This window comes from Lacticaseibacillus sharpeae JCM 1186 = DSM 20505, assembly GCF_001436225.1.
Lineage (GTDB): Bacteria > Bacillota > Bacilli > Lactobacillales > Lactobacillaceae > Lacticaseibacillus > Lacticaseibacillus sharpeae.
The window spans coordinates 1-24,797 of record NZ_AYYO01000010.1 but is presented as its reverse complement, the minus strand read 5'-3'; the positions used below and the strand labels follow the sequence as shown (position 1 = coordinate 24,797).

The window sequence follows — 24,797 nt, the reverse complement described above, 5'->3', positions numbered from 1 at the left end:
GAGACGGCCTTTTGCACCATTACGGTACAAGGTATTAGAAACGTCAGCTGACGCGTTTAATTACTTGTTGTTAATTGCTGCGAGACGGCTCTTGTCGCGACCAGCCTTGTTGGCGTGGATAAGACCCTTGCTCTTAGCCATGTCGATTGCGCGGGTTGCGGCCTTGAACAGGTCGTTAGCGTTGTCGGCATCGGAAGCCTTCGCGGTCTTGAAGCTCTTAACAGCAGAACGCATTGCGTTGCGCTGTGCAGCGTTACGCTGACGAGCTGCTTCCTGAGTCAAAACGCGCTTCTTAGCGGATTTAATCTGTGGCATGTGATTCACCTCCACACTGAGTGGTTTTTATTAAGTTGCAAACTGCCAAGTTTCAACATACGCCATTATACAGAAGGTTTGCATGACTTGCAACGCTTATGCCGCGATTTAATGAGCTTTCCTTGCAAGAATGCTTGATTTCATGTAAACTAACATCTGTATTGCGAACCCTCACTTAGTTTTACGCTCCACCGGCGTATCACTCAGTCTCGGGCAATAACAAATATTATGTAAGGTGGTAATAGCACAATGGCTATTTCTCAGACACAGAAGAACGAAATCATCGCAAAGTACGCTCGTCACGAAGGCGACACCGGCTCCGTTGAAGTTCAGGTTGCAGTTTTGACTGCTGACATCCTGGCACTTAACGACCACCTCAGCGTACACAAGAAGGACCACCACTCATACGTTGGTCTGATGAAGAAGATCGGTCAGCGTCGTAACTTGCTCCGTTACCTGCGGAACTCCGACGTCGTTCGTTACCGTGACCTCATCAACAGCTTGGGCCTGCGTCACTAGACAACGGTACAACAAAAAAAAGAAGGACTTTTGCGGTCCTTCTTTTTTTATGCTCTTTTTGGGGTTGCTACTTGGCAAACTGCAGGACAAAGAGTTCAAAGCCCAACACCTTGTCGACTGTCCCCCGCTTCATCGCTGCTTCCGTGTTGACCAGCATGACGTACGCCGCATCCATATCTGCCCGGCGCAATTTGCGCACCTCACCCCAGGCCAACTTCACGCGGTACGGATGGACACTGAGCTGCTCGGCCGCCGCCCCCTGCGTGTAACCCCGACTGACATAGGTCTCCACCTGAAGAAGCAGGCGGAATTGGCTCTCAAGCAGACTAATGAGCCGCAGTGGTTCTTCCTTCTGGGCGAGCAGGTCCCGGTACAAACCGAGAGCCTGCGTCACGTCCCGCCGCAGCACCGCACTAACCAGGTCAAAAACACTGTCATTTAGCTGCTTAGGCACCAACCGTTCAACATCGCGGGCAGTCAAGCGACCACTGGACATTGCGTAAGTGCGCAAGATGGGCACCGCTGCGACCATGGCCGAGTAATCGCCCTGCGTACGACTAAACAGCACTGACATGCCGTCTGGATCCAGTTCCACCCCGGACGCCCGCAACTGCTGGGTGATGTTACTGCGCGCCTGCCGTTCGTCAACTGGTCCCGCATCAATGAACTGCGCCACCTTTTTGAGCGCCTTCACGACCTTCTTGCGCGCATCAAGTTTGGCGTAGTCCGCAATCAACACCAGCACGGTTGATTCTGCTGGTGCCTTCAGGTAATTAGTCAGTGCGTCGACATCCCCATCTGCCTTACCACCCCCGGTGAGAAAGTCTGGATTACTTATCATGACTTCGCGAAAGTCACCAAAAAATGGCGGTTCCGCCAGTTCGTTCAGCGCGTTGCCCAGGCTGACTTCGTGCAGGTCATACTGGGCGAAATTCATTGACTGCATGTCTTCCGGAATGATTTGCCGCAGCTGCTCCTGGGCCGCTTGCACAAGGGCGCGTTCTTGTCCCTGCACGACGTATACCGGGGCAATCGTGCCCGCACGCAATGCTTTTGTTAATTGGTTGATGTTCAAATTATTCACTCCCTGCATTTTCCCCGGTCTCCGGGTGCAAAAATGTGTTGACGATGTGGGCCTTGCGATCAGCATCCACCCAAATCATCCCCGCCGAACTCGTCAGGACCAACGGAATATGGGCCTGCGCAAAGGTGGCCAGCGTTTCCTGATGCGGATGCCCATAACGATTATTGGCCCCAACAGAAATGAGGCCCAGTTGCGGCCGAATTTGGTTGATAAATTCTGGCGCCGAGGCGGTTTTCGAACCGTGATGGCCAACCTTGAGCATATCCACCGCCAGATTCTGCGGCAGCAGTTGCTCCTTCTCCACGGTTTGGTCAGCGTCGCCGGTGAACAACCATTTGCTGTCCCCAATTGTACCATAGAGCACGACCGAATTTGGGTTGGTGTCTTCCGTATCCGCGTGATTCGGGGCCACCACCGCCAAATCGAGCGGCCCGTAGCGAAGATGGTCGCCCGCCATCACCAGGTGCATGTGGGTGTGCCCCAGTTTTTGCGCCGCCACAATGGTTTCATCCCCAGCAGAAATCGGCGCGGTAACAATCTCGCGCACCTTAATACCGCCCGTAATCACCGCCGCATCGCCCACGTGATCCGCATCCGGGTGCGTCAACACCAACGCGTCCAGATGGGTGATGCCCCGCGCCGCCAAGTAATTGAGCGTCGCGCGCTTCGCCGGTGGGTTACTGGATTGACCGAAGCCGCGCCCCCCGGTGTCAATCAGCACGCTTGCCCGCTTGAACGGCGCTTCGATTAAGATTGAGTCCCCCTGACCCACATCAATCATCGTCACCCGCCATTTGGGGTGCACATTGACCACCGCAAAACAAACGAGCGCGGTCAGACCGCACAGAACGTATTTGCGTTTCGCCACCGCCCGCACCACTACGTACGTAAAAATCAGCGTGAGCAGAAATGGTAATGCGCCAAACGTCAGGTACCCGGGAAGCTGGGCCAACCAAATTAGACCCGACTCACCCCGCCCGATTAGCCAGTCCAGACCTGACACAAGCGGACAGGTTGGCCAGACACACGCAAACAGCAAGGCCGGCATGAGCACCGATTCAAAGACGGGCATGAGTAGCCAGTTGAACACAAACGTGAGCAGGTGCAAGCCAAACACCGCGTGCAATAGCGGCGGCGCGCTGACCAGTGCCATCCGCAAACTTTGAGCAAATGCGGGGACACTTGGCGCGGCAATCAGCACAAATGTGAGCAGGTAGGTCATCTGGCCGCCGAGCGTCCACAAGACGCGGGGCTGCATTAACAAATTGCCGCTGAAAACCAAACACAGATAATCAAACGTGGAAAATGGCGCGTGCAGTTTGTGGCCCACCACCTGGCTCAGCCGCAGCCAGACCGCGCGGACAATGCCGGCTCCGGGGGGAATGATGATCAGTAGCGCCGGCAAGACAAGCAGCAAGCATAGGTCCGTATACTCCCGCGGGATTTTCAGCCGGTTGGTCAAGGCGTACAGCATGCCGACGATTGCAAAAATGTGCAACCCGGAAACCGAGAACATGTGGATGATTCCTAACCTGCTAAAAGTTGAGCGCAAATCTCCGCCATCATCGATAATGCCCAGCAGCAGCGCCTTTGCGTACAGGGCCACGTGCGCCGGCAGCGTGTCCATCCGCCAAATCAGCCAGCGGCGTAAGTTGTACAGTGCATCAACTAGGCCACGTTTGGCCACCGGCCGCACCACTAGCTGTTTGGCCGTGGCCCGATATGCCTGGTGGTACTGCGCCCACGCAAACGCGGCATAATCAAACTCAGCCAAATTTGTCGGTCCAGCAATCCGGGCATAGCTGCCGGGTGCATCCAGCATGACGGGGCTGGTTAAAGCGGCCAAAACATGCGCGGTCTGTGCATCAACCGTCCCCCCACCAGTGACCGGTACCCCGTTAGCCGCCGTCCCCGTATAGGTCGCAAACCCATTCTTGACCTTAATGGCAGTTGGCTGCACGCGTACGGCACCCTGCGGCACTGGCGGCTGCCTGGTGGCCTGCAGCTCATAGCCTGCCGTTGTCAGGCCCAAGATTGCCGCCACAACCAGCGGCAGTTTGCGGCTGCGCTGACCCTTAAGCACCGCCAGAATCACCAGCGCGCCACCGAGCCACCAGGGTCCCAGCAATAATAACTGCGTCCCAAGCACCATCAACATGGCGGCGAACACCCAGCTCATGGGCTCACCGTTACGCTGGGCGCTAAGTCGGCAAAAATTTTGTCGCCAATGCCACTAATCTCCTTCAACTCGTCGACCGTCTTGAACCCGCCGTGCTGGTCACGGTAATCGATGATGTCCTGCGCGCGCTTGGGGCCAATCCCCGAAATTGTCTGCAAGTCGGTCACAGTTGCCGTGTTGAGATTGATCTGGGTGCTACTGCCACCCGCACTGGCACCGCCAGCGGCCGTCGTTTGCCCGCTGCCACTAACGGGCGCGACTGTCGCGACCGTTTCGCCGCGCACCGGCACCGCCATGTTTTCTTCATCATGGGCAATCTGGGCCAGATTCACCTGCCCCGGATCGGCGTCCTTGGTTAATCCGCCTGCCGCCTGCACCACATCGGCCCAGCGCGTGGTGGGCCCCACGTGGTACAGCCCCGGGTGCTTCACCGCCCCCGACACGTACACGTAGCCACTACTTGGTTTACTGTTGGCGCTCGTACTACCACTGACAGCAGAAGAGCTACTCGTATACACGGACGAATCCGCCACGGACACCGTTGATTCCGCCGGTTTACGTACCGCCGTCAGCCACACGATTGCGGCCGTCAGCGCCAAGAACGCGAGGGCACCATATTGCCAATACGCCAGGACATACTCCTTAATTTTCGCCATAAAATATCACCTCACTATAGATTTCGCCAAAAACCGGCAAAACCCCCGAAAATTGGTGAAATTTTTTGGTATCAGGCCGCTTTTTGTCCCTAGACACAAAAAAATCCGGAACTTTTGGGGGTGTCCCAAAGTTCCGGATGTCTTTATCTTGCCCGCAGTGCTTGCAGCGCGTCGTTCAAGTTGTGCACGGGCACAATCTTCATCTTCGTGCCCAGCTTCTTGGCCGCGCGTTTAGCTTCCACGTAGTTATTCACGTACGTTGGGTCTTCCCGGCGCATCGCCTTGGTGGCCGGCACGTCGGGCGCCAAAAAGATTGTTGCCCCCGCCTTGTTTGCCGCCGCGACCTTCTTATCGATGCCGCCAATGACCCCAACCTTGCCGTTTTCATCAATCGTGCCCGTCCCGGCAATGGTGCGTCCGCGCCGGAGATTCTCCCCCGTAACTTGGCTGTAGACCTGGAGGGTGAACATCAGCCCGGCACTTGGACCGCCGATGCTGCCGGCATTAATCTTGACTCGCGGCTTGCTGGTGACCGTCGTGTGGTCAGTCAGCGTAATGCCGAGCCCCGCACGCTTAGTTTTAGCCAGCGGCACGAGCGCCCGGGTTGCCTGGTGCTTTTTGCCATCGTGCAAATACGTGATGGTGATTTTGGTGCCCGCCGGATACTTCTTGATGGCGTTCACGTAATCGTTCGCACGCACGTAATGCTTGCCGTTCACCGCCGTGATGGTGTCGCCTAAGTGCAACACGCCGCGAAACTTGGAATTCGCCATGATGGACATGACATAAATGCCCGCATACTTAACGGTCACCGGCTTTTGGGCCGCCCGCATCGCCGCCACGACCGCGGAGTTGGCCGCACTCTTGATGTAGAAGTTCTGCAGCTGATTGTATTCCGCCGACGAGGAACTACCCATGAGTGCATCCTTGCTGATGGTATCAGCGAACGGCTGGGTCTTACTCCACAGAATGACCGCCGGGGATGCCGGACCGATAATGCCCACGGTCATGAGGCGAAAACTACCTGCACGCTTGTCCCGCTTGCCGTCAACCTGAACGAACTTACTCAGCGCATCCGCCCCGCCTGGCACTTCAACGTAATACTTTGTCGGGAAGAATACCAGGCCGGCCAACACAACTATCAGCGCCGCTACGAGCCAGAAGCGGCGGGAATGGCGTTTATTTTGCCGTTTGGTCATCAATCACGGTCACCCAGCTTTGCTTGCAGGGCGAGCACAATGTTCTGCGGTACAAACGGGGTCAAGTCGCCCCCGAACGCGGCGATTTCCTTCACGATACTGGAGGATGTCCCCACGTTATTGGGTTCGGCCGGCAGGAGCACCGTCGTAATCTCGGGAGCCATCTTCGCGTTGGCCACAGCAATGGCGCTCTCGAAGGTGTAGTCAGAGGTATCGCGTAGACCCCGAATAATCACGTTCGCCCCCATACTGCGCGCGAAGTCGATGGTCAAACTCCGCGGCGCCGCCACCACCCGGACCCCGGGCATGCCAGCGGTCGCCTGCTCAATTTGCGCCACACGCTCGGTCGCGGTGAACAACGCCTTTTTTTCCGTATTGGTCATGACCGCAATCACCAATTCGTCGACCAGGCGCAACCCTTGGCGAACCGTCGCCAGGTGCCCGAGGGTGAAGGGATCGAAGCTACCCGGAAAAATACCGATGCGTTTCATCTTACTCCGCCTCCAAAATAATGACTTCCGCCACGCCGTACGTCTGCTTCCGTAGCAGCGTGTACCCAGGAATGGTTTCGGGATAGGCTACTTCCAGCCCCGTTTCGATCATGATGCGGCCACCAGGCACTAACAGGTGCCCCGCGCGAATCTGTTCCAGCTGCTTTAAGGCCTGCTGCTTCGCGTAAGGTGGATCCATCATGATGAGGTCAAACTGCTTTTTTTCCGCAATGAATTCGTCGAGTGCGCGCTGCACCGACATCTTCTTGACGGTGAACCGCTCGGCCGCTTTCGTCAATTCCACGTTCGCCTTGATGGTTTTGATGGCCGCAAACGCTGAATCCACGAGCACAGCATGGTCCATCCCCCGCGAGACCGCCTCGATGCCCAGACCGCCGGTACCGGCATAAAAGTCCACGGCCTGACCGCCATCGAAGTACGGGCCAAGCATGTTGAACATCGACTCCTTAACCTTGTCGGCAGTCGGTCTGGTTGTGGTGCCGGGCACCATTGCCAGCCGCCGGCCCCTGAATTCTCCACTAATAACGCGCAGTTTAGACACGTCCTTTCTGTTTGAAGCAAATGCTAGTCGTCATCGTCAGCCCCGGTATGAGCACCGGCAAGAGTTCCGCGCTCAATTGCCTTCCCCGCGTTCGGGTCCAGCTCATTGCGGTGGGACAGCTCCACGCTACGGACAAAGCGTAACTTGCTGATTTTGTCCATCAAATCGGGCGCATCTGCTGCGTTAACATATAACAGCACGTATTTCATTTGCCGCGAAGTGTACAGCACACTCCCATAACGGCGCAGTTGCCGCACCTGGCGCAAGCTGTGCACCCAAACGACGATTTCTTGGCGCTGATTTATTTCCACGATAACCTTCACACTCCTATGTAAACAAATTTGCACCCGCAGACGGTGGGATGCAAATTTGTGGGTCACTATTCTTTGATTTGGGCGAGCAGTTCACCACTAGCGACCAGTGCGCCCGGCTCCACGTAGACGTGGGTCACGGTCCCGGCAACTAGTGCATGGACGGTTGTTTCCATCTTCATGGCTTCAGAAACGAAGAGCTCGTCGCCCTTGTTCACCTTCTGGCCCGGCTTAACTAATACCGTCAGCACCCGACCGGCCATTGGTGCACCGACTTGCTGCGGATCGTTTGGCTCAGCGAGTTGGTGCGTGCCGCTGCTGTGCTTGCTGCCGCGGTCAATCACTTCGATTTCTCGCTTCTGGCCGTTGACCGTGAAGTACAGGTTGCGCAATCCGGTTGCGTCCGCCTCACCAACAGCGTCCAGGCGAATCACGTAGGCCCGGCCCGGTGCAACCGTGATGTTGACCTGTTGGCCCACACGCATACCTTGGAAGTACGTTGGCGTATCCAAATGGGTCACTGGTCCGAACTTTTTCTGATTCTGCAGGTACTTCTTGAAGACGTCGGGGTACAAAACGGCACTCAGAACGTCTTGCTCTGTCGGCTCGAGTAAGCCCAGGTTGCGCAATTGGCTGGCAACCTGATCCAGGTCGACCGGTTCAAGCACTTCACCAGGCCGACTTGTCAGTGGTTCAGCCCCCTTCAGCACCATTTTTTGTAGCTGCTTGGGGAAGCCAAATGGCGGCTGACCCAATTCGCCCTTGAAGAAGTTGACGACGGATTCGGGGAAGTCAAGTTCCGCCCCATGCGCCATCACGTCATCCGCATCCAGGTCGTTTTGCGCCATGAACAGGGCCATGTCGCCGACCACCTTGGAACTTGGCGTTACCTTAATGATATCGCCGAACAGCTTGTTCACTTCGGCGTACTTGGTCATCACCACGTTGAAGTCCGATACCCCAACCCCCTGCGCCTGTTGCTGCAGGTTCGTGTACTGACCACCAGGCATTTCCACATCGTAAATCCGGGTCAGGGGCCCGGAAACGTTGTTGGCAAAGTCCTCGTAGTACGGCCGCACCTGCCGGAAGTAGTCGTTCACGTGCTCGGCCGCCGCAATATCCAACTCTGGCTGCCGCTTATCACCAGCCAAGGCGTGGTACAGACTTTCCATACTTGGCTGACTGGTGGTCCCGGAGAAGCTGGATTGGGCCACGTCCACGACGTCCACGCCCGCATTCGCCGCGGCAATGTACGTCGCCAGCCCAGTACCGGTGGTGTCGTGCGTGTGCAAGTGCACCGGAATCGTCACGGCATCCTTCAACGCCGCAATCAGGACGCTGGCCGCACCTGGGGTGAGCAGTGCCGCCATGTCCTTGACTGCGAGCATGTCCGCACCGGCCTTTTCCAGTTGCTTGGCTAGGTCAACGTAGTATTGCAGCGTGTAGTGCGGGTGAGCGGCACTCAGAATATCACCGGTGTAGCAAATCGTCGCTTCGGCAATCTTGCCGGTTTCCTTCACCGCCGCAATGCTTGGTTCCATCTGTTTGACCCAGTTCAGGCTGTCAAAGATGCGGAAAACGTCAATCCCGGTTTTCGCTGCCTGGTTGATGAATTCCTTAATCACATTGTCTGGGTAGTTCTTGTAACCAACCGCATTACTGCCGCGGAACAGCATCTGGAGCAAGGTGTGTGGCAGGGCCTTACGCATCTGCGCCAGCCGCTGCCATGGGTCTTCGTTCAAGAAACGGTACGCAACGTCAAAGGTCGCCCCACCCCACATTTCGGCAGAAAAGAGGTTTGGCAATGCGTTGCTGTACTCGCCCGCAACCCGCAGCATGTCGTGGGTGCGCATGCGGGTGGCAAAAAGGCTCTGGTGGGCGTCACGGAAACTGGTGTCCGTCAGCAAAAGCTGGGGCTGGTCACTAATCCAATTAGTGACCGCCTTGGCCCCGCCGTCATGCAGCAGCTGCACCAAATCGGTTTTGGGCTGCGTCTGCGGCAGTTCATTCTTAAAGCGCAATTCTGGGTAGACGCGGGGCTTCTTCGGGTCCTTGCCCTGGAACCCGTTGACCGTCACGTCCCCGATGTAGTTGAGCACTTCATTGGACATACTGGTCTGCGGACGGAAAGTGAATAGTTCCGGACTGTTGTCGATGAAGCGGGTTTCGGCCTGCCCGCTGCGAAATACGGGGTGGCTAATCACGGTTTCGAGGAACGGCAGGTTCGTCTTCACGCCAATAATGCGGAATTCATGCAACACGCGATCCATCTTGGCGCACGCGGCGGCGAAGTTGTACCCCGTCACGCTGGCCTTAACGAGCAGTGAGTCAAAGAACGGACTGACAACGGCACCTGCATAGGCATTCCCTACGTCCAGCCGCACACCCAAACCACCTGGGGAACGGTACGTGGTAATCGTCCCGGTGTCGGGCATGAAGTTGTTCAGTGGGTCCTCAGTCGTAATCCGGCACTGAATCGCAGCACCGTGCGCCGTCAGTTCATCCTGGTGCGGCCAGTCGAGGTCGGCAAATAAGTCCGCACCGGCCGCAACCCGTAACTGTGCCTGGACAATGTCGAGTCCAGTGATGGCTTCGGTGACGGTGTGTTCAACCTGAATCCGGGGGTTAACTTCGATAAAGTAAAACTGCCCGTTTTCAACCAGGAACTCAATGGTCCCGGCGTTTTCGTAGCCCATTGCCGCCATGAACTTAGCGGCGGCGTTGCAGATGTCCTGGCGCAGCTTGATGGGCAAGCCAACTGCAGGGGCAATTTCAACTACTTTCTGGTTGCGCCGCTGCACAGAACAGTCACGTTCAAACAGGTGGAGCAGGTGGCCGTGACCATCCCCCATCACCTGCACTTCGATGTGCTTCGCGTGCTCGATGTAACGTTCGATGTACATCCGGTCGTCACCAAAGCTGGTCAGTGCCTCGGACTTGGCCAGTGGGTACACGTGCTCCAGCTCAGTCTGGTTGCGCACCACGCGCATCCCGCGACCACCACCACCACTGGCGGACTTCAGCATCAACGGGAAGCCGTACTTATCGGCAAAGGCCTGGATTTCGGCAAAATCACGGGTGGGTTCTGGTGTCCCCGGAATTACCTGCAGCCCGTTCGCAACGGCCGCTTCCTTAGCGGCAACCTTGTCACCGAAGACCTTAAGCAATTCCGTGCTGGGGCCGACGAAAGTCAGACCGGCTGCACGCACTTTGGCCGCAAATTCGGCATTTTCACTGAGTAGACCGTAACCGGGATGAATTGCATCCGCGCCACTTTCCTTGGCAATGCGAATAATATCGTCCATGTCCAGGTATGCCGCGATGGGTTCCCGGCCCGCACCGACCTGAAATGATTCCTGCGCCTTGAACCGGTGAATCGATAGGCTGTCTTCCTTGGCGTAAATGCCGACAGTTTTGAGTCCTAATTCCTCACACGCACGGAAGATTCGGATGGCAATTTCGCCACGATTAGCAACAAGCACCTTTTGCATTAGTTGTTCGACTCCTTCGCTTCTAATAGTCGCATCCGGTCCCGCGTCTCCGCGGCCGATACGTTCAACACAATCCCAATTGACGCCGCCAGCACCAGCATACTACTCCCACCATAACTGATGAACGGCAGGGTCACCCCGGTGATTGGCAGCAACCCGAGCACTGCCCCGACGTTAACGAACATCTGCACGAAAATCATGGTGGCAATCCCGTACATCAGCATGGTCCGGTACGCACTGTGCGACCGTGCCCCAATCTGAATGATGCGGCACACCAGGAAGACCAGGAGGCAGATCACCGTCATGCCCCCGACCATGCCCAGTTCCTCACTGATAACGGAGAGGATGAAGTCCGTGTACGGTTCGGGCAAGTAACCGAGTTTCATCTGGCTATTCCCCAACCCGACGCCGAACAGGCCGCCGTGGTTGATGGCGTACATCGAGATGACCAGTTGGCGACCCGCCGTCTTCTGCATTTCAAACGGCTGCAAAACTGCCAGCAGCCGCTGCCCCTGATAGGACTTGCTGAGAAAACCCGCGAAGTGCGTCACGACGAAGTAATACAAGGCACCGATGAAGCCAATACCCCCACCGATGAAGCCCAGGCCCCAACCGATATGAAAGCCACTAGCCACCACCATTACGAGCATAATCACGCCAAGGATGAAGAACCCCCCGGTATCAGGTTGAGCAAGCACCAGCAAGGCGATGAACACGAGCAAGCCCAGCGGCCACCCCAGCATCTTAATCGCGGTCGGAAACTTGTAGCGGCCAATCACCCGCTGCCGTCGGTCCAGAATCCGCGCTAAGTACAAAATAATCAATAACTTGGCAATTTCAGATGGTTGAATGTTGAAGCCACCAACCGAAATCCAGGCACTCGCACCGTTGACGGACCGGCCGAAGAACAGCAGGTAAATCAACATCGCCATATCGATGACAATCCCAATTGCTAGTAACCCGGGGCTTTTCCACACCTTTAACTTCGAGAAGTACACCACCGCACACACGGCAAACCCGGCAACGATGAAGATTAATTGCTTAATCAAAATGGTCGTGTTCGTGGCTGATCCGTAGCCACGCAGACCGCTGGCAGAGAAGACCATAATTGCACTTATTAGGCACAGGACCAGGTACGGCACGAGCACGTAATAGTCTATGTAACGGATTTTCCAATTCACCGGAAATCGCCCTTTCGTCAATCGTCTACTGAAAACTAATTAGGTTATATTATAGCATACGCATGGCGGCGACATGTGGCTACAGCGCCCGAGAGCTCCGGGTTATTACTAAAAATTTGGCCAAACAGCCGCTTGTGCTAGTTTCAACACGCAAATTCCGGATAATTAGCCAAAAAAAGCCCCTTGCAATCGGCAAACCAACTGCAAGGGACCCAAAACCGCTACTTATTCCGGGCGGTAAACCGGTGCATTTCGTTTTGCGGCTGCTCCAGCTCATTCAGCAATGCCACTGCTAGTGTGCCGCTGTTTAAAACTGACTGCCCCGCCGCATCCGCGAGCAATTCATCATGGCCCAGCACAAACTCGGTTGCTGGGCCGTGCTGGAACGTCGCGCTAGGTGAAATCGCCGTCCAGCGTACATTGTCCACGTGGCGCAGGAACTCAAGCTCTGCTGCCTGGCTGCGCGGAATGCTGATGAACTGGTCCGCATTCGGCGCCTTAGCGATGTCCTGAACGAAGGCGTGGCCATTATGCTGCAGACTACCCGCACCCGTAATGAAGGCCATGTAGGGTGCCGTCGATTCCCGCAGCTCATGAATCAGGTGCGCTGCTAGATCGACATGCAGGTATGCTTTTGCCGGGGGCGCGCTGATTGCATCCACCACCGCGTCAAACTGCGTTAACTCTTCCCGCCGCAGTGCAAAACCGTCACGGGCCTCAATCTTGGCCTGCGCGCCCAGAACCGCTTGGGCCCGCTGCACGTTGCGGGCAAACCCGGTCACATCATGGCCACGGCGCACCGCCTCTTGATAAATGGCGCTGCCGGCATTCCCCGACGCACCAATAATTGCAATCTTCATCATTTACCTCCATGCTTATCTATTCACTTACTATCAATAAGCATAACACCAATTATAGCCCAAGTGTACGGCCGATTTGCACACAAAAACACCACCAGTGCCAGGCACCAGTGGTGTTCATTAGTAGCGAATATTAGTTGTTGGAAGCCATCTTACGACGCTTGTCCGCCTTGGTCCGTTCGCCGGTGTTCAGAATCTTCTTGCGGAGACGGATGCTCTGTGGCGTTACTTCACAGTATTCGTCTTCGTTCAGGAACTCGATTGCAGATTCAAGCGTCATCTTCTTAGGCGTCTTGATTGCAGCCGCGTGGTCCTTACCTGAAGCACGGGTGTTGGTCAGGTTCTTACCCTTGGTGACGTTGACCGCGATGTCAGCTTCACGGGAGTTCTGCCCAACAATCATCCCTTCGTAAACTTCAGTCTGCGCGTCGATGAACAACTGCCCACGGTCTTCAACAGACTGCAGGGAGTACGTCGTCGCGTTCCCGGCGTTGATGGAAACCAGGGCCCCGTTTTGACGGCCTGGTTCCCAGTTGCGGATAACTGGTCCGTATTTTTCGAAGGTGTGGTTCATGATCCCGTAACCACCGGTAGCGGAAAGAAATTCGGTTGAGTAACCAATCAGACCACGGGAAGGAACGAGGAAGCTCAGACGAGTCTGGCCGTTACCTTCGTTTTCCATGTTCTGCATTTCACCCTTACGCTGAGCCATCGCATCGATGACAGAACCGGTGTACTGTTCTGGGGTGTCAATCTGGACAGCTTCGTATGGTTCGCAGAGCTGACCGTCAATCTCGCGGTAGATAACCTGTGGCCGGCCAAGCTGCAGTTCGTAGTTTTCACGACGAAGTTCTTCAACCAGGATGGACAGGTGCAGTTCACCACGACCAGAAACTTCCCACATGCCGGCAGTGTCGGTGTCTTCAACACGCAGGGAAACGTCGGTCTGGAGCTGCTGCTTCAGACGGTCGCCAAGCTTACGGGCGGTAACGTTCTTCCCTTCGCGACCAGCAAATGGACTGTCGTTCGCAACGAAGAGCATCTGCAGGGTAGGTTCGTCGATACGCAGGATAGGCAGAGCTTCCTGATGGTCCTGTGCGGTCACAGTTTCACCAACGAAGATGTCGTCCATCCCGGAAACAGCGATGAGGTCCCCGGCCTTAGCTTCGTTGATTTCAACCCGGTGCAAACCGAAGAAACCAAAGAGCTTGGTTACACGGAAGTTCTTGGTTGAACCATCGAGCTTCATAACGGTAACGGAATCACCAATCTTGATCTTACCGCGGAAGACACGGCCAATCCCGATACGGCCAACGTAATCGTTGTAGTCAAGCATGGAAACTTGGAACTGCAAAGGTTCGTCGGAGTTGTCGATTGGGGCAGGAATCGTCTTCACGATGGTGTCAAACAGTGGGTCCATGGTGTGCTTCTGGGTGTCAAGGTCTTCATCCAAGCTGGATGTACCGTTGATAGCGGAAGCGTACACGATTGGGAATTCAAGCTGGTCATCGTCAGCGCCAAGTTCGATGAAGAGTTCAAGCACTTCATCAACTACTTCTTCTGGACGAGCACCAGGACGGTCAATCTTGTTGATAACAACGATTGGGGTCAGGTGCTGTTCAAGGGCCTTCTTCAGAACGAAACGCGTCTGAGGCATGGTACCTTCGAATGCGTCGACAACGAGGAGCACCCCGTCAACCATCTTCATGATTCGTTCAACTTCACCACCGAAGTCAGCGTGTCCTGGGGTGTCCAGAATGTTGATGGTCGTGTCCTTGTACTTAACAGCGGTGTTCTTACTAAGGATAGTAATCCCGCGTTCCTTTTCAATCGGGTTTGTATCCATAGCACGATCCCCGATTTGGGTGTGCTGGTCCAGTGTATCGGACTGCTTAAGCATTTCGTTAACCAGGGTTGTCTTCCCGTGGTCGACGTGGGCAATAATCGCAATGTTACGAATGTCGTCGCGTGTTTTCAATGGTGGCCTTCCTCTCAGCGTATCTATTTTCCGTTAATATGGGGTTCGCTGACCCCAACATACAAATTAGCAGTATAGCACAGTCACGGTGAAATGTACTACTTACTGAAAATAATATTACAAATTCACCTGAAACTTTCACTATTTACTGCGGTTTGGTACATGCATGTGTACCGTCGTGCCCGGCGCTGCTTTGCGGGCCGCCTGCACGGTGCGGTACGTGGAGTAGTCAGTTAGTTCTGCAAACTCCTTGTCGTATTGCTTCTCCGTACCCTTGTCGGGGATTACCTGCTTGAACCCATTGTATGCTGCCAGCAAGTTCTCGCGGTTCACCCCCCGCTCATATGCGTCCTCAACGAGCGAATAGAACGTCGTGACCGCAACCATTTCGTCTTTGGTCCAGTCAAAATCCAGCGGGTACGTGTAGTTTGGTTTCACTAATTAACACTCCTTTGATTATAGCGCTTTTACAAGGCCATTTACATGCGGCCCAGCAAAGCCTCTGACCAGCAACATGTTGCTGGTCAGAATAAAGGGCCGCTCAATCACGGCGACCCTAACTTAAACGCAATTAACTTGGTAATGCTGCATGTCTGACGGGCGACGTGGCAATCGTGCCTTGATTTTGCACGAAGGCAACGGCCAAACGTCTACTATCAACGTGCTTGCTGGCAATTGGACCAGCATTCAGTGCTGCAAGCACGTGCTGCACGAGGTGGTGCAGCCGTCCTGCACCCAAGCGCAGGCCGCCAAATACAATGCGGGGCAAAATCATGAGTGGGCTAAACGCCGCAACCAGTGCCCGCAAAACTGCCTGCACGTCTTCCAGTGTCAACGCGTGGCCCTGCACCGTCAGCTGCTGGGCCACTGCGCGGTCGCTGCCAACTGCAACCGCAACGCCAGTGACATTCTGGCGGGCAACACTGCCGGTTAGCAGCACCTTGCCGTTTGCGGCAACATCCACCGGCACAACTTCACCGGCGTGGAGTACCACAACATCACGGACAACCACTTCACCAGCGGTAATCTGGCGTACCAGTCCCGCACGGATAACCTGCACCGGAACTGCGTCGTTGCGAATCACTTTCATTTCCGTAGCGATGCGCTGAGCAACGGCTACGGTGAGCACGCCCAGGGCAATGCTCATTACTACTGCTGCAATCATCCCCAAGAATAGTTCGGTCAGCACGGCAATGCTCACGCCGCAAGCAATTGCGACGGCGAGCACACGCCAAACGTGCACAACCGTAAGTTCGCCGCTGTGCTGTGCGTGTGCGCGCCGAACTTCAGTCTGGGAGAGACCGCTGTTTACAAACTTCAACATCGTCATACCCTCCTTTTACCGGAGGCGTGGCGACGACCGTCTGCCTAATTTAATTGTGTACTACTGCCACATTAAGGCAGGCGGTACAACGCCATTACTTCCGGGATCTGCGTTGTCCGAACTATTTCCAGGCTTGGTTTCATGTGTCATTGTACTCACCTACCTTTCATGTTTGCAGTTGACACACTGCGAACATCTTAAAGTTTCTACTCTGTTATTATAACGCCGAAGTTTTGCCCTGGTCAAACTTTTCGGCGGACAATCCGCATTAGATAGGGCTTTCAAGCGCACAAAATTCGCAGTTCCCCGTTTTTTGTGCTATTCTTGATTACAGAATTTAATGCAGGAGGCAATCGCCGTGTTTTTAATGAAAGATGTCGTCCGTGACCCCAATCCCGTGTTGCGTGCAACCGCAAAAGAATTAACGTTCCCTCTCAGTGACGCCGACAAACAGTTGGCTCACGACCTGATGGAATACCTGGTCATCAGCCAGGACGAAGAGGAAAACAAGAAGTACAAACTGCGTCCCGGTGTCGGCCTGGCTGCACCCCAAGTTGACCGCTCCGTAGCCATGACCGCCGTTTTGATTCCCGACGACGATGGCGGCATCTTCCTGAAAGACGTGTTGGTCAACCCCCGCGTAGTGAGTCATTCCGTGCAGACAGCGGCACTTGCTGAAGGCGAAGGTTGCCTGTCAGTTGACGAGCCCCACCCCGGCTACGTTGTCCGCCACGACCGTGTCACCATCAAGTACAACACGATTGATGGCGAAGAAAAGAAACTGCGGCTGAAGAACTACCCGGCCATCGTGGTTCAGCACGAAATCGACCACCTGAACGGCATCCTCTTTTACGACCATATTCGCAAGGACAAGCCATTCGAACTGGAAGATCCAAACGGCGTACTGCTCGGCTAAACTAATCCAAAAAAGGGTCAGGACATTGTCCTGACCCTTTTTGCTTGCCCGCAAATTACGATAGCCGGTGCAAATCGCGCACGTAGCCCTTGGTCGCCATGTTGAGCATTAAGGCCACGTCCAGGTGCACGTAACCATCGCGAATCCACACATCGGTCAGCTGCAGCAGCTTGTCGTCTTGACTCGCGAATGCCGCCCGGATGGTGCCCACTGAGGTCGCCGTAGTCGCCGGCGTCTTGTAGCTAACCAAAGCGAGGCTGCGACCCCACACGCGGTCCACCGGCTGGCCGGCAACTGGCTGGAGGTGCAACTCGCGGAGAATTGGCCGCACAAGGTTGTTGGCGGTGAGCAACCACTGACGTTCTTGGCGCCGCTGGATTAGCCGCACGCATACGTACGCCACTACCAGCACCAGCACGATTGCAACGATGAAGATAATTTTCCCGCTCATAATCAGCCCCCCATTTCTCTACTTTCATTATCGCACATCGCCATGCCCGGACCCAAGCTACCACCTTGAATTTTAGATAACCTGAACATCTCTGCTCACGGCGAGATTGCGTGCAGCAATTCACCATTTGGCCGTCAGTGGCGCCGGTCATCTGCTCGCCGTGTTTACCGCCTTTTATCCCCCCAAACATTATGATAGAATGGATGTAACGTTTGGCTTTGTGCCAACAATGTGCGGTTATAAACACAAGCATCCTCTCATTGAGGACGATTTTTGTGTATTTGAAAGGAGAACCATTATGATTTACAAAGTACTTTTCCAGCCTAACAAGATTGAAAACCCTCGCCGGGAGAACACCCGCTCAATCTACCTCGAAGCCGAATCTTCAGTCGCTGCACGCGCACTGGTTGAAGAGAAGACCGAATACAACATCGAACTGATTCAGGAAGTCACCGGCGATTTTCTCGAATACGAACAGAAGTCACCCGATTTCAAAATCACGGAGCTCTAGTCTATGAAGCTCAACATTAAGAAAAACGAAACCGCGGCCTTTGCCGTCGGTGGACTAGGTGAAATTGGGAAGAACACGTACGGCATTCAGTACCAGGACGAAATTGTCGTCATCGACGCCGGAATTAAGTTTCCTGAAGACGACCTCCTGGGGATTGATTACGTTATTCCTGACTACTCTTACCTGGTACAAAATAAAGACAAGATTAAAGCCCTCGTTATCACGCACGGGCACGAAGACCACATCGGGGGGATTCCTTACTTCCTGAAGGCCCTGCCTGATGTTCCCGTCTACGCGCCACCACTGGCTGCCGCATTAATCCGTGGGAAGCTCGAAGAACACGGCATTTTGCGTTCAACTAACCTGATTGAAATCGGCGAGGACAGTGTCCTCAAGTTCGACCACATGTCCGTCGACTTCTTCCGCACCACGCACAGTATCCCCGACACGCTCGGGATTGCGGTACACACGCCAAACGGGGTCATCGTTGAAACCGGTGACTTCAAGTTTGACCTCACCCCAGTTGGTGACCAGCCCTCCCCTAACCTGCAGCGCATGGCGCGGCTCGGGGAGGAAGGCGTGCTACTGCTCATGTCAGACAGTACGAACGCCGAAATTCCGAACTTCACGAAGTCTGAACGGTTCGTCGGCCACTCCATCCGCCACATCTTCGAAGGCATTGAAGGACGCATCATCTTTGCCACCTTCGCCTCCAACATCTCGCGTGTGGCGCAGGCTGCTGAGGCCGCAATGAACAACGGTCGTAAAATCGCCGTGTTCGGCCGGTCAATGGAAACGGCGATTGTGAATGGCCGTGAACTTGGTTACCTCGACATCCCCGATGACGTCCTGGTTGACGCGCACGAGCTCAACCGCTTGCCTGCCGACAAGGTCATGATTCTGTGTACCGGTTCGCAAGGTGAACCAATGGCTGCCCTTTCCCGGATTGCCAACGGGACCCACCGCCAGATTAGCATTCAGCCTGGCGACACCGTGGTCTTCTCCAGTAACCCAATTCCTGGGAACACGACCAGCGTTAACGCGGTCATCAACCAGCTTGAGGCTGCCGGGGCCAACGTTATCCACGGTAAGGTCAACAACATTCACACTTCCGGTCACGGTGGTCAAGAAGAACAGAAGCTCATGCTGCGGCTGATCAAGCCAAAGTACTTCATGCCTTGCCACGGTGAATACCGGATGCAGAAGATTCACACCGAACTTGCTGCTCTGTGTGGTGTGCCGCAGGAGAACAGCTTCATCATGGAAAATGGTGACGTGCTCGCGTTGACCGCGAACTCCGCACGGCGCGCCGGCCACTTCCCTGCTAGCGACGTCTACATTGACGGTAGCGGCATTGGGGACATTGGGAACGCGGTTATCCGCGATCGCCGGATGCTTTCTGAAGAAGGGCTGGTCGTGGTTGTGGCCACCATCAACATGCAAAAGCACACTGTCTTGGCGGGTCCCGACTTGCTGTCACGTGGGTTTGTCTACATGCGTGAATCTGGCGAGCTGATCAACCAGGCCCAGCGGCAGATTTACAAGACCATCAAGAACACCTTCAACGATAACGAGAAGATTTCTGAGGCCATGCTGAAGGACGCCATCACGAACTCCTTGTCCGAGTTCCTGTTCAAGCGGACCGAACGCCGGCCAATCATTATTCCAATGCTGATTACACTCTAGTAACCGCACCAAACGGCTCCGTGACATGCACATTTGTCACGGGGCCGTTTTTGTGTGCCTGCTCGGGGCTAAAATTTGGTAAAAGTGGCCCCAATCCGCTTAACCACGCCGTTTCGCGGCTCCGTTACAGTTGTGTTTCAAGCAGATGACAGGTATACTCGTAATTAGAGTTTAAAAAAATCGGAGGTTCATCATGCCCTACCTGTATGTCATTTTTAATCCAGGCGCTGGGTCACGGACAGCGAATTCTGCGTGGCAAGTGGTCAAAGAAAAGTTGGTCGCTACCGGCACTGAGTTCGCGGTGCGCGTCGTCCAGCACCACGGACACACCGAGCAGCTCGCCCAGCAGGTCGGCAAGTTTGCGGCGCACAAAGATGGCGTGATGGTTGTGATTGGTAGGGATGGCACCCTCAACCAGGCAGTTAACGGGCTGCGCAAATCCGGCAACACGATAATGCCTGTTGCCTACATTCCCGCCGGCAACGACATCGACTTCGCTACGGCTGCGGGCATCAGCACCGACGCTGGCGAAGCAATCGACCAGGTCCTCGCAGCTACCACAGCGCGCACGGTGTACATCGGTCATTATAACGAAAAGACCTACAGCTCCTCCGGCTACTTCGTCAGCACCCTGGGCGTCGGACTGGATGCGGCAGTTGTCTATGCCAGCGGCGGCGCAACCAGCATGCGCCTCTTGCACCGCAAGCATTTCCACCGCGGCATCCGCGTGGCGCAGCTGATTAGCGCCTTCTTCAACCGCCAACCATTCTCCGCGGCGATTTACCTCAAGGGCAAAAACGAATTGCTCGGGAACCTGCTCATCTGTACCGCCATGGTGCACCCGTACTACGCGGGCATGAAGCTGAACAACGCCAGTGAGTTGGCCAAACCAGGACTGGACCTACTTACCGTCCAGAACGTTAACCTCATCCACCTGTTGTACCTGCTGCTACGGGTGGTCATTGGCAAGCCCGTCCAAACCAGCGCGGTGCACAAGTACCAGGGCCAGAACCTGCGCTTCACCACCAACACGCTGGAATTCGGCCACGTTGACGGCCACGAACTGGGCAGCCGGCTATTCGATATGGAACTCACCACCGTGCCCCTATTATTATGGCAATAAAATAATCCTGACCCGCAGCGTGCGGATCAGGATTTTTTATTGCTGCATAAACATTTCCGGCGTGATGCCATCCATCCCAATTAAGGGGTCAACGTCGCCACGCGCAACCATTTCGTTCGTCAAGTAGGTGCTGGGGACCTCAGCCTGAATGGGCGTTGGCTGCACTTTGACCACCGCTTCCGGCGCATCATCGTATTCCGGCTCCGCGGTCGTCTGGTCGCCAGCTGCCGCCTTAACGCCGAACGCCTTTTGCAGCTGCTCCACCAGCCCCGTGTTGCGGTTGGCGGCCAGCGTGGTTGCAGCCAGGCTGAAGGCACTGGGTTCGCCCACTAGAATCAGGAAGCGTTTGGCCCGGGTGATGGCCGTGTAGACGAGGTTCCGCTTCAGCATCCGCCGGCTTTGCAGGGTCAGGGGCAAAATGACCATGTCAAACTCGCTCCCCTGTGCCTTGTGGATGCTGGTCGCGTACGCCAGCGTAATTTTCGACCAATCCGCGCGGTCGTACTGCAGTTCGTTCCCGTCAAAATCAAGCGTTAGCGAATCACCGTGGCCCTTTTCGGCCTTAGTGATGCCGACCACCTTCCCGATTTCACCGTTGTAGACGTTCTGCTCCGGATTGTTGACGAGCTGGAGCACCTTATCACCGATGCGAAAGACCATCCCGCTGGCCGTTTCCACCTGCTTGCTGTGGTTTGCAGCGGGGTTGAAAATTTCTTGCACCAACGGGTTGAGCCGGTCAACGCCAGCATTGCCCCGGTACATCGGCGCCAGTACCTGCACCTGCAGCGGGTCGAAATGCTTACGCGCCGCGGCCGCCACCACCTGCTGCACCACTTGCGGTACCTGGTCAGCAGAGCAGGCAAAGAAACTGCGGTCGGGCTTGCGCTGCAGCAAATCTTGCGGTAATTCCCCCTCATTAATCGCGTGCGCCAAGGGCACGATGGAGGAGTGATCATCTTGCCGGTGAATGTGGGTCAACTCCACGCTTGGCACCGCGTGGCTCGCCAAGATATCCGCGAAGACTTGCCCGGGCCCAACTGATGGCAGCTGGTCCTTGTCCCCCACCAGCACAATGGTCACACCGGGGTGGGCAGCATTGAGCAGGGTGCGCAGCAAATACGTGTCCACCATCGAGACCTCGTCCACAATCAGCAAACCGTCGGGCAGGTCCCGTTCTTCATAAGTGGCGTCGTCAATCCCCATCCCGAGCAAGCGGTGAATCGTGCTGGCCGGCAGGTTCGTGGTCTCCGCAATACGCTTAGCGGCGCGGCCGGTTGGCGCGGCGAGCATGATGGGAAAAGTCTCGGAACCCTTGTACTTGTTCGGATTAAGTTCAATGTCGTGCAATTCCGCGAATCCGTGGACAACCGCGTTGATAATGGTGGTTTTCCCGGTTCCGGGGCCCCCAGTGAGTACAAACACAGCGTTCGTGAGTGCCATTTTGATTGCTTCCAGCTGCGTTGCGTCGTACTCCAGGCCCAAGTTCGCTTCAGCGTTCTTAATCGCCTCAGCCACACGCTCCGTACTGGGCACGTGCTCCTTAACGCTGGCCAACCCCGCCAGTTGCCGGGCAATCTGGACTTCGGCATCATATAAGCGCTTCGGGAACAAGTGGCCATTGTGGCTCACGAGACGGTGGTGCTGCACTAGGTCACTAACTGCCTGGAGCAACACGTCATCGCTAACTCCGCGGTTCCCCAGCAGACGCCGCGCTTCGTTGAACAAATCGTCCGGTTCAACGTAGGTGTCGCCCTCCGTTTCGGTGCGCTCATCCAGCGCGGCCAGCAATGCCCCCGCCACTCGTTGCGGTGCATCCGCAGCAAACCCTAAGGCCGCCGCAATCCGGTCCGCGGTGGCAAAGCCAACACCGAGCACGTCACTCACGAGTTGGTACGGATTGGCTTTGATAATTTCCAGCGCGTCCTCGTGGTACTGACTGAACACCTTGCTGGCCAGACTGCCGGTAATCCCGAACTGACCCAGGCCAATAACGACCTGCTCCATCCCCAGGTTTTCCTTCAGTCCGGAGATTAACATCGTTGCCCGTTCCGCCTTCAGGCCCACCTGATCGAGTGCTTTCGGATTTTTGAGGATTTTGTCGATGGCATTCAGGCCCAGCACGTCGACAATCTTCGTCGCCGTTTTCTTCCCGATGCCGGGGAACCGGTCGCTGGCCAGATACCCTATCAGGCCGTCTTTACTGGTCGGTTGCTCGCTCTTGTAGCTAGTCGCGGCGAACTGCTGGCCATACTTCGGGTGGTTTTCCATGTGCCCCGTGAAGCTGTAGGTTTCGTCTTCCTTCATGTCGGCGAAGTCACCCTTGACCACAATCTCAGGTTCCGTCCACTTAACCGAAATGGCGGTGATTTGAATTAACAGGATTTTGAACAGGCCATTGGGACTGGCAAAAAAAATACTCTTCAGTTTCCCGCTAACCGTTTCGCTATCACTGTTCATCATGATGCTCCTGTTCCGTTAAAAAGTGCACTAACTCACGCGCACGCTTGTACGACTCCGGATCCGCCGTTTGCGCCGCATTCAGGTACTGCGAGCCGTCTTCACCCATGGCGCTCACTGCCATCCCGTATGCAAGCAGCACCCGCGCATCCTTAGTCTTCAGCAGTGGGGCCAGCAAATCCTTCACCTGGTCATTCACTCCCTGACCCAGCAATAGGTTAGCCGTGAGCACGGCGGCGTCGATGGCGTCAGGATTCAGGTCGTGGGCGGTGAGAGCAAAGGCGATGGCCCGAATGTTATCACCCAACTCCTGGTAGGCCAGCGCCACCATGTATGCCGCATCCGCGCGCAGTGACCCCGTGATGCTTTTATCGGTGAGCGGCAATAAGCGCGCCAAAGCATCCTTAAAACTGCCCTGCTGGAACGCGGACAAACCCCAGTTGTAACGCAATTCCGGATCATCATGGAACAAACCGAGCGCCTTGACAATCAATTCGTCCGCCTGGTCATACGCCTTCATGTTGATCAGCATTGCCGCGAGCATCCGGTACGCGTCGACCGCGTGTGGGTGCTCATTGATGTAATGCACCGCCGCGCTGATGGCCGCTTCCTTATCGCCCTGATTGAATTGGTCAATAATGTCCTGCATTGTGTCCTCCTAGCTGAATAAGCAAAGCGCAACCAGATGTCCTCCGGTTACGCTTCACCAATCTTGTTGTCCTTAAATCGTGTCTGACGCATCCCGTTTGCCGGGCAGAAAATGCGTGTCGTTCCACTTCACAATCTTGTACGGCAAGTTCGCGCCGTCTGTTGTCTCAACAATCGTCAAGCTGCTATTGGTCAACCCGCCATCCTTACGCAATTGCGCAATCGGCGTGCCAACTAGGTGCTGAATGAGCGCCGCCAGCGAGGCTCCGTGCCCGATGAACAAGAGGTTAGCAACCCCCGTTTCATCGCGCGCAACTGCCTCCTGGATGGCCGGCGTCATCCGCTCGAGTAGTTGCGGGAAGCTTTCGCCGTGCAGTGGCCGCGGGTCGTAATTCGCCGGGTCGTGGCGGAACGCATACAGTTCCTGGGGCCATTTTGCCTCCACGTCCACGAACTTCTGGCCTTCCATGAGGCCCAGATTGAACTCACGCAACGCAGGCATCACCGATAGCGGCACCGTGGTCGCCATATCGTGCAGCAACGTCTTGGCAGTCGTCCGGGTTCGTTGCAGGGGACTAACATACGCATGTGCAAAAGAAGTGCCGTCCAGATACTCCGCTAAAGCATTAATCTGCACGAAGCTTTCAGGAAGCAGCGGTGAATCGCCCGCAGCCCCCTGATACCGGCCTTCAAGGTTCCACTCAGTCTTGCCATGACGAATAAAATATAAACGCGTCAATATCTTTCCCCCTACCTATGTAACTTTCATTATCCCACGCCACTGAAACAAGCTCAATAAAAAGGGTCTACACTTTCTGGTGTTGGAGATTTTTCTCCAACTCAGAGGTGTAGGCC

General features: G+C 55.5%; 23 protein-coding genes. 5 read left to right on the top strand and 18 right to left on the bottom strand.

Features of this window, described 5'->3' with window-relative positions:
- Positions 1-60 precede the first annotated feature (60 nt).
- Positions 61-315, bottom strand: coding sequence for a 30S ribosomal protein S20 (gene rpsT / locus FC18_RS02720; protein ID WP_054675999.1), 255 nt, complete (start codon positions 313-315; stop codon positions 61-63).
- Between the two features lie 249 nt (positions 316-564).
- Here rpsT and rpsO point away from each other — a divergent pair, with 249 nt between their 5' ends.
- The gene (rpsO, locus tag FC18_RS02715; protein ID WP_054675997.1) at positions 565-834 is read left to right on the top strand and encodes a 30S ribosomal protein S15; all 270 of its coding nucleotides are present in this window, start codon (positions 565-567) and stop codon (positions 832-834) included.
- 67 nt (positions 835-901) lie between these two features.
- Here rpsO and holA read toward each other — a convergent pair whose 3' ends face one another.
- The 13 genes from holA to FC18_RS02650 all read right to left on the bottom strand — a co-directional run bounded on the left by holA (position 902) and on the right by FC18_RS02650 (position 16,150).
- Positions 902-1,909: a DNA polymerase III subunit delta gene (gene holA, locus FC18_RS02710; protein ID WP_056975459.1), complete on the bottom strand. Its 1,008-nt coding sequence runs from the start codon at positions 1,907-1,909 to the stop codon at positions 902-904.
- A 1-nt stretch (position 1,910) separates the two neighbouring features.
- Positions 1,911-4,097, bottom strand: a complete 2,187-nt coding sequence (locus FC18_RS02705; protein WP_056975406.1) for a ComEC/Rec2 family competence protein — start codon at positions 4,095-4,097, stop codon at positions 1,911-1,913.
- Entirely contained in the window at positions 4,094-4,753 is a 660-nt protein-coding gene (locus FC18_RS02700) for a helix-hairpin-helix domain-containing protein (protein ID WP_156300765.1), read from the bottom strand. Before FC18_RS02700 ends, FC18_RS02705 begins: the two co-directional genes overlap by 4 nt.
- Positions 4,754-4,896: 143 nt before the next feature.
- Positions 4,897-5,952: a SepM family pheromone-processing serine protease gene (locus tag FC18_RS02695; RefSeq protein ID WP_054675987.1), complete on the bottom strand. Its 1,056-nt coding sequence runs from the start codon at positions 5,950-5,952 to the stop codon at positions 4,897-4,899.
- Positions 5,952-6,443, bottom strand: coding sequence for a pantetheine-phosphate adenylyltransferase (coaD, locus tag FC18_RS02690; RefSeq protein WP_056975405.1), 492 nt, complete (start codon positions 6,441-6,443; stop codon positions 5,952-5,954). The genes FC18_RS02695 and coaD overlap by 1 nt, the downstream gene beginning before the upstream one ends.
- Before the next feature lies 1 nt (position 6,444).
- Positions 6,445-7,005 carry a 16S rRNA (guanine(966)-N(2))-methyltransferase RsmD gene (rsmD, locus tag FC18_RS02685; protein ID WP_082620453.1) on the bottom strand — a complete coding sequence of 187 codons (561 nt, stop codon included), beginning with the start codon at positions 7,003-7,005 and terminating at the stop codon, positions 6,445-6,447.
- A gap of 23 nt (positions 7,006-7,028) precedes the next feature.
- Positions 7,029-7,316, bottom strand: coding sequence for a YlbG family protein (locus FC18_RS02680; RefSeq protein WP_054675985.1), 288 nt, complete (start codon positions 7,314-7,316; stop codon positions 7,029-7,031).
- 68 nt (positions 7,317-7,384) lie between these two features.
- Positions 7,385-10,807 (bottom strand): pyruvate carboxylase, encoded by a 3,423-nt coding sequence (locus FC18_RS02675; protein WP_056975404.1) that lies wholly within the window; start codon positions 10,805-10,807, stop codon positions 7,385-7,387.
- Positions 10,807-11,988: an FtsW/RodA/SpoVE family cell cycle protein gene (locus FC18_RS02670; RefSeq protein ID WP_056975403.1), complete on the bottom strand. Its 1,182-nt coding sequence runs from the start codon at positions 11,986-11,988 to the stop codon at positions 10,807-10,809. The genes FC18_RS02675 and FC18_RS02670 overlap by 1 nt, the downstream gene beginning before the upstream one ends.
- A 221-nt stretch (positions 11,989-12,209) precedes the next feature.
- Positions 12,210-12,848: an NAD(P)-dependent oxidoreductase gene (locus FC18_RS02665; protein ID WP_056975402.1), complete on the bottom strand. Its 639-nt coding sequence runs from the start codon at positions 12,846-12,848 to the stop codon at positions 12,210-12,212.
- A gap of 133 nt (positions 12,849-12,981) precedes the next feature.
- Entirely contained in the window at positions 12,982-14,826 is a 1,845-nt protein-coding gene (gene typA / locus FC18_RS02660) for a translational GTPase TypA (RefSeq protein WP_054675983.1), read from the bottom strand.
- A 141-nt stretch (positions 14,827-14,967) separates the two neighbouring features.
- Complete coding sequence (locus FC18_RS02655; RefSeq protein WP_054675979.1) at positions 14,968-15,264, bottom strand: UPF0223 family protein; 297 nt, start codon at positions 15,262-15,264, stop codon at positions 14,968-14,970.
- A 133-nt stretch (positions 15,265-15,397) separates the two neighbouring features.
- The gene (locus FC18_RS02650) at positions 15,398-16,150 is read right to left on the bottom strand and encodes a hypothetical protein (RefSeq protein ID WP_054675976.1); all 753 of its coding nucleotides are present in this window, start codon (positions 16,148-16,150) and stop codon (positions 15,398-15,400) included.
- 358 nt (positions 16,151-16,508) lie between these two features.
- Between FC18_RS02650 and def the strand changes: the two genes are divergently transcribed.
- Entirely contained in the window at positions 16,509-17,066 is a 558-nt protein-coding gene (gene def / locus FC18_RS02645) for a peptide deformylase (protein WP_056975401.1), read from the top strand.
- A 55-nt stretch (positions 17,067-17,121) separates the two neighbouring features.
- On the opposite strand, the gene FC18_RS02640 is transcribed toward def, so the two are convergent.
- On the bottom strand, positions 17,122-17,517 hold the full coding sequence (locus FC18_RS02640) for a hypothetical protein (protein WP_056975400.1): 396 nt from the start codon (positions 17,515-17,517) through the stop codon (positions 17,122-17,124).
- Between the two features lie 298 nt (positions 17,518-17,815).
- Between FC18_RS02640 and FC18_RS02635 the strand changes: the two genes are divergently transcribed.
- The 3 genes from FC18_RS02635 to FC18_RS02625 all read left to right on the top strand — a co-directional run bounded on the left by FC18_RS02635 (position 17,816) and on the right by FC18_RS02625 (position 20,837).
- On the top strand, positions 17,816-18,028 hold the full coding sequence (locus FC18_RS02635; RefSeq protein WP_054675972.1) for a DNA-directed RNA polymerase subunit epsilon: 213 nt from the start codon (positions 17,816-17,818) through the stop codon (positions 18,026-18,028).
- Between the two features lie 3 nt (positions 18,029-18,031).
- The gene (rnjA, locus tag FC18_RS02630; protein WP_054675970.1) at positions 18,032-19,714 is read left to right on the top strand and encodes a ribonuclease J1; all 1,683 of its coding nucleotides are present in this window, start codon (positions 18,032-18,034) and stop codon (positions 19,712-19,714) included.
- A 193-nt stretch (positions 19,715-19,907) separates the two neighbouring features.
- Positions 19,908-20,837: a diacylglycerol/lipid kinase family protein gene (locus tag FC18_RS02625; RefSeq protein ID WP_054675967.1), complete on the top strand. Its 930-nt coding sequence runs from the start codon at positions 19,908-19,910 to the stop codon at positions 20,835-20,837.
- Between the two features lie 36 nt (positions 20,838-20,873).
- Here the strand turns inward: FC18_RS02625 and recD2 are convergent, their stop codons facing one another.
- From recD2 to FC18_RS02610, 3 genes are all read right to left on the bottom strand, one after another.
- The gene (gene recD2, locus FC18_RS02620; protein WP_056975399.1) at positions 20,874-23,294 is read right to left on the bottom strand and encodes an SF1B family DNA helicase RecD2; all 2,421 of its coding nucleotides are present in this window, start codon (positions 23,292-23,294) and stop codon (positions 20,874-20,876) included.
- Entirely contained in the window at positions 23,284-23,943 is a 660-nt protein-coding gene (locus tag FC18_RS02615; protein WP_054675964.1) for a tetratricopeptide repeat protein, read from the bottom strand. The genes recD2 and FC18_RS02615 overlap by 11 nt, the downstream gene beginning before the upstream one ends.
- 72 nt (positions 23,944-24,015) lie before the next feature.
- The gene (locus tag FC18_RS02610) at positions 24,016-24,681 is read right to left on the bottom strand and encodes a histidine phosphatase family protein (RefSeq protein ID WP_054675960.1); all 666 of its coding nucleotides are present in this window, start codon (positions 24,679-24,681) and stop codon (positions 24,016-24,018) included.
- Positions 24,682-24,797: the final 116 nt, after the last annotated feature.

Coding starts and splice junctions, on each gene's coding strand:
- FC18_RS02695 (WP_054675987.1), bottom strand. CDS start 5,952: ATGACCAAACGGCAAAATAAACGCCATTCCCGCCGCTTCTGGCTCGTA.
- rpsT (WP_054675999.1), bottom strand. CDS start 315: ATGCCACAGATTAAATCCGCTAAGAAGCGCGTTTTGACTCAGGAAGCA.
- FC18_RS02665 (WP_056975402.1), bottom strand. CDS start 12,848: ATGAAGATTGCAATTATTGGTGCGTCGGGGAATGCCGGCAGCGCCATT.
- rnjA (WP_054675970.1), top strand. CDS start 18,032: ATGAAGCTCAACATTAAGAAAAACGAAACCGCGGCCTTTGCCGTCGGT.
- FC18_RS02615 (WP_054675964.1), bottom strand. CDS start 23,943: ATGCAGGACATTATTGACCAATTCAATCAGGGCGATAAGGAAGCGGCC.
- FC18_RS02640 (WP_056975400.1), bottom strand. CDS start 17,517: ATGAGCGGGAAAATTATCTTCATCGTTGCAATCGTGCTGGTGCTGGTA.
- recD2 (WP_056975399.1), bottom strand. CDS start 23,294: ATGAACAGTGATAGCGAAACGGTTAGCGGGAAACTGAAGAGTATTTTT.
- coaD (WP_056975405.1), bottom strand. CDS start 6,443: ATGAAACGCATCGGTATTTTTCCGGGTAGCTTCGATCCCTTCACCCTC.
- FC18_RS02675 (WP_056975404.1), bottom strand. CDS start 10,807: ATGCAAAAGGTGCTTGTTGCTAATCGTGGCGAAATTGCCATCCGAATC.
- rpsO (WP_054675997.1), top strand. CDS start 565: ATGGCTATTTCTCAGACACAGAAGAACGAAATCATCGCAAAGTACGCT.
- FC18_RS02705 (WP_056975406.1), bottom strand. CDS start 4,097: ATGAGCTGGGTGTTCGCCGCCATGTTGATGGTGCTTGGGACGCAGTTA.
- FC18_RS02700 (WP_156300765.1), bottom strand. CDS start 4,753: ATGGCGAAAATTAAGGAGTATGTCCTGGCGTATTGGCAATATGGTGCC.
- FC18_RS02650 (WP_054675976.1), bottom strand. CDS start 16,150: ATGTTGAAGTTTGTAAACAGCGGTCTCTCCCAGACTGAAGTTCGGCGC.
- FC18_RS02625 (WP_054675967.1), top strand. CDS start 19,908: ATGCCCTACCTGTATGTCATTTTTAATCCAGGCGCTGGGTCACGGACA.
- FC18_RS02635 (WP_054675972.1), top strand. CDS start 17,816: ATGATTTACAAAGTACTTTTCCAGCCTAACAAGATTGAAAACCCTCGC.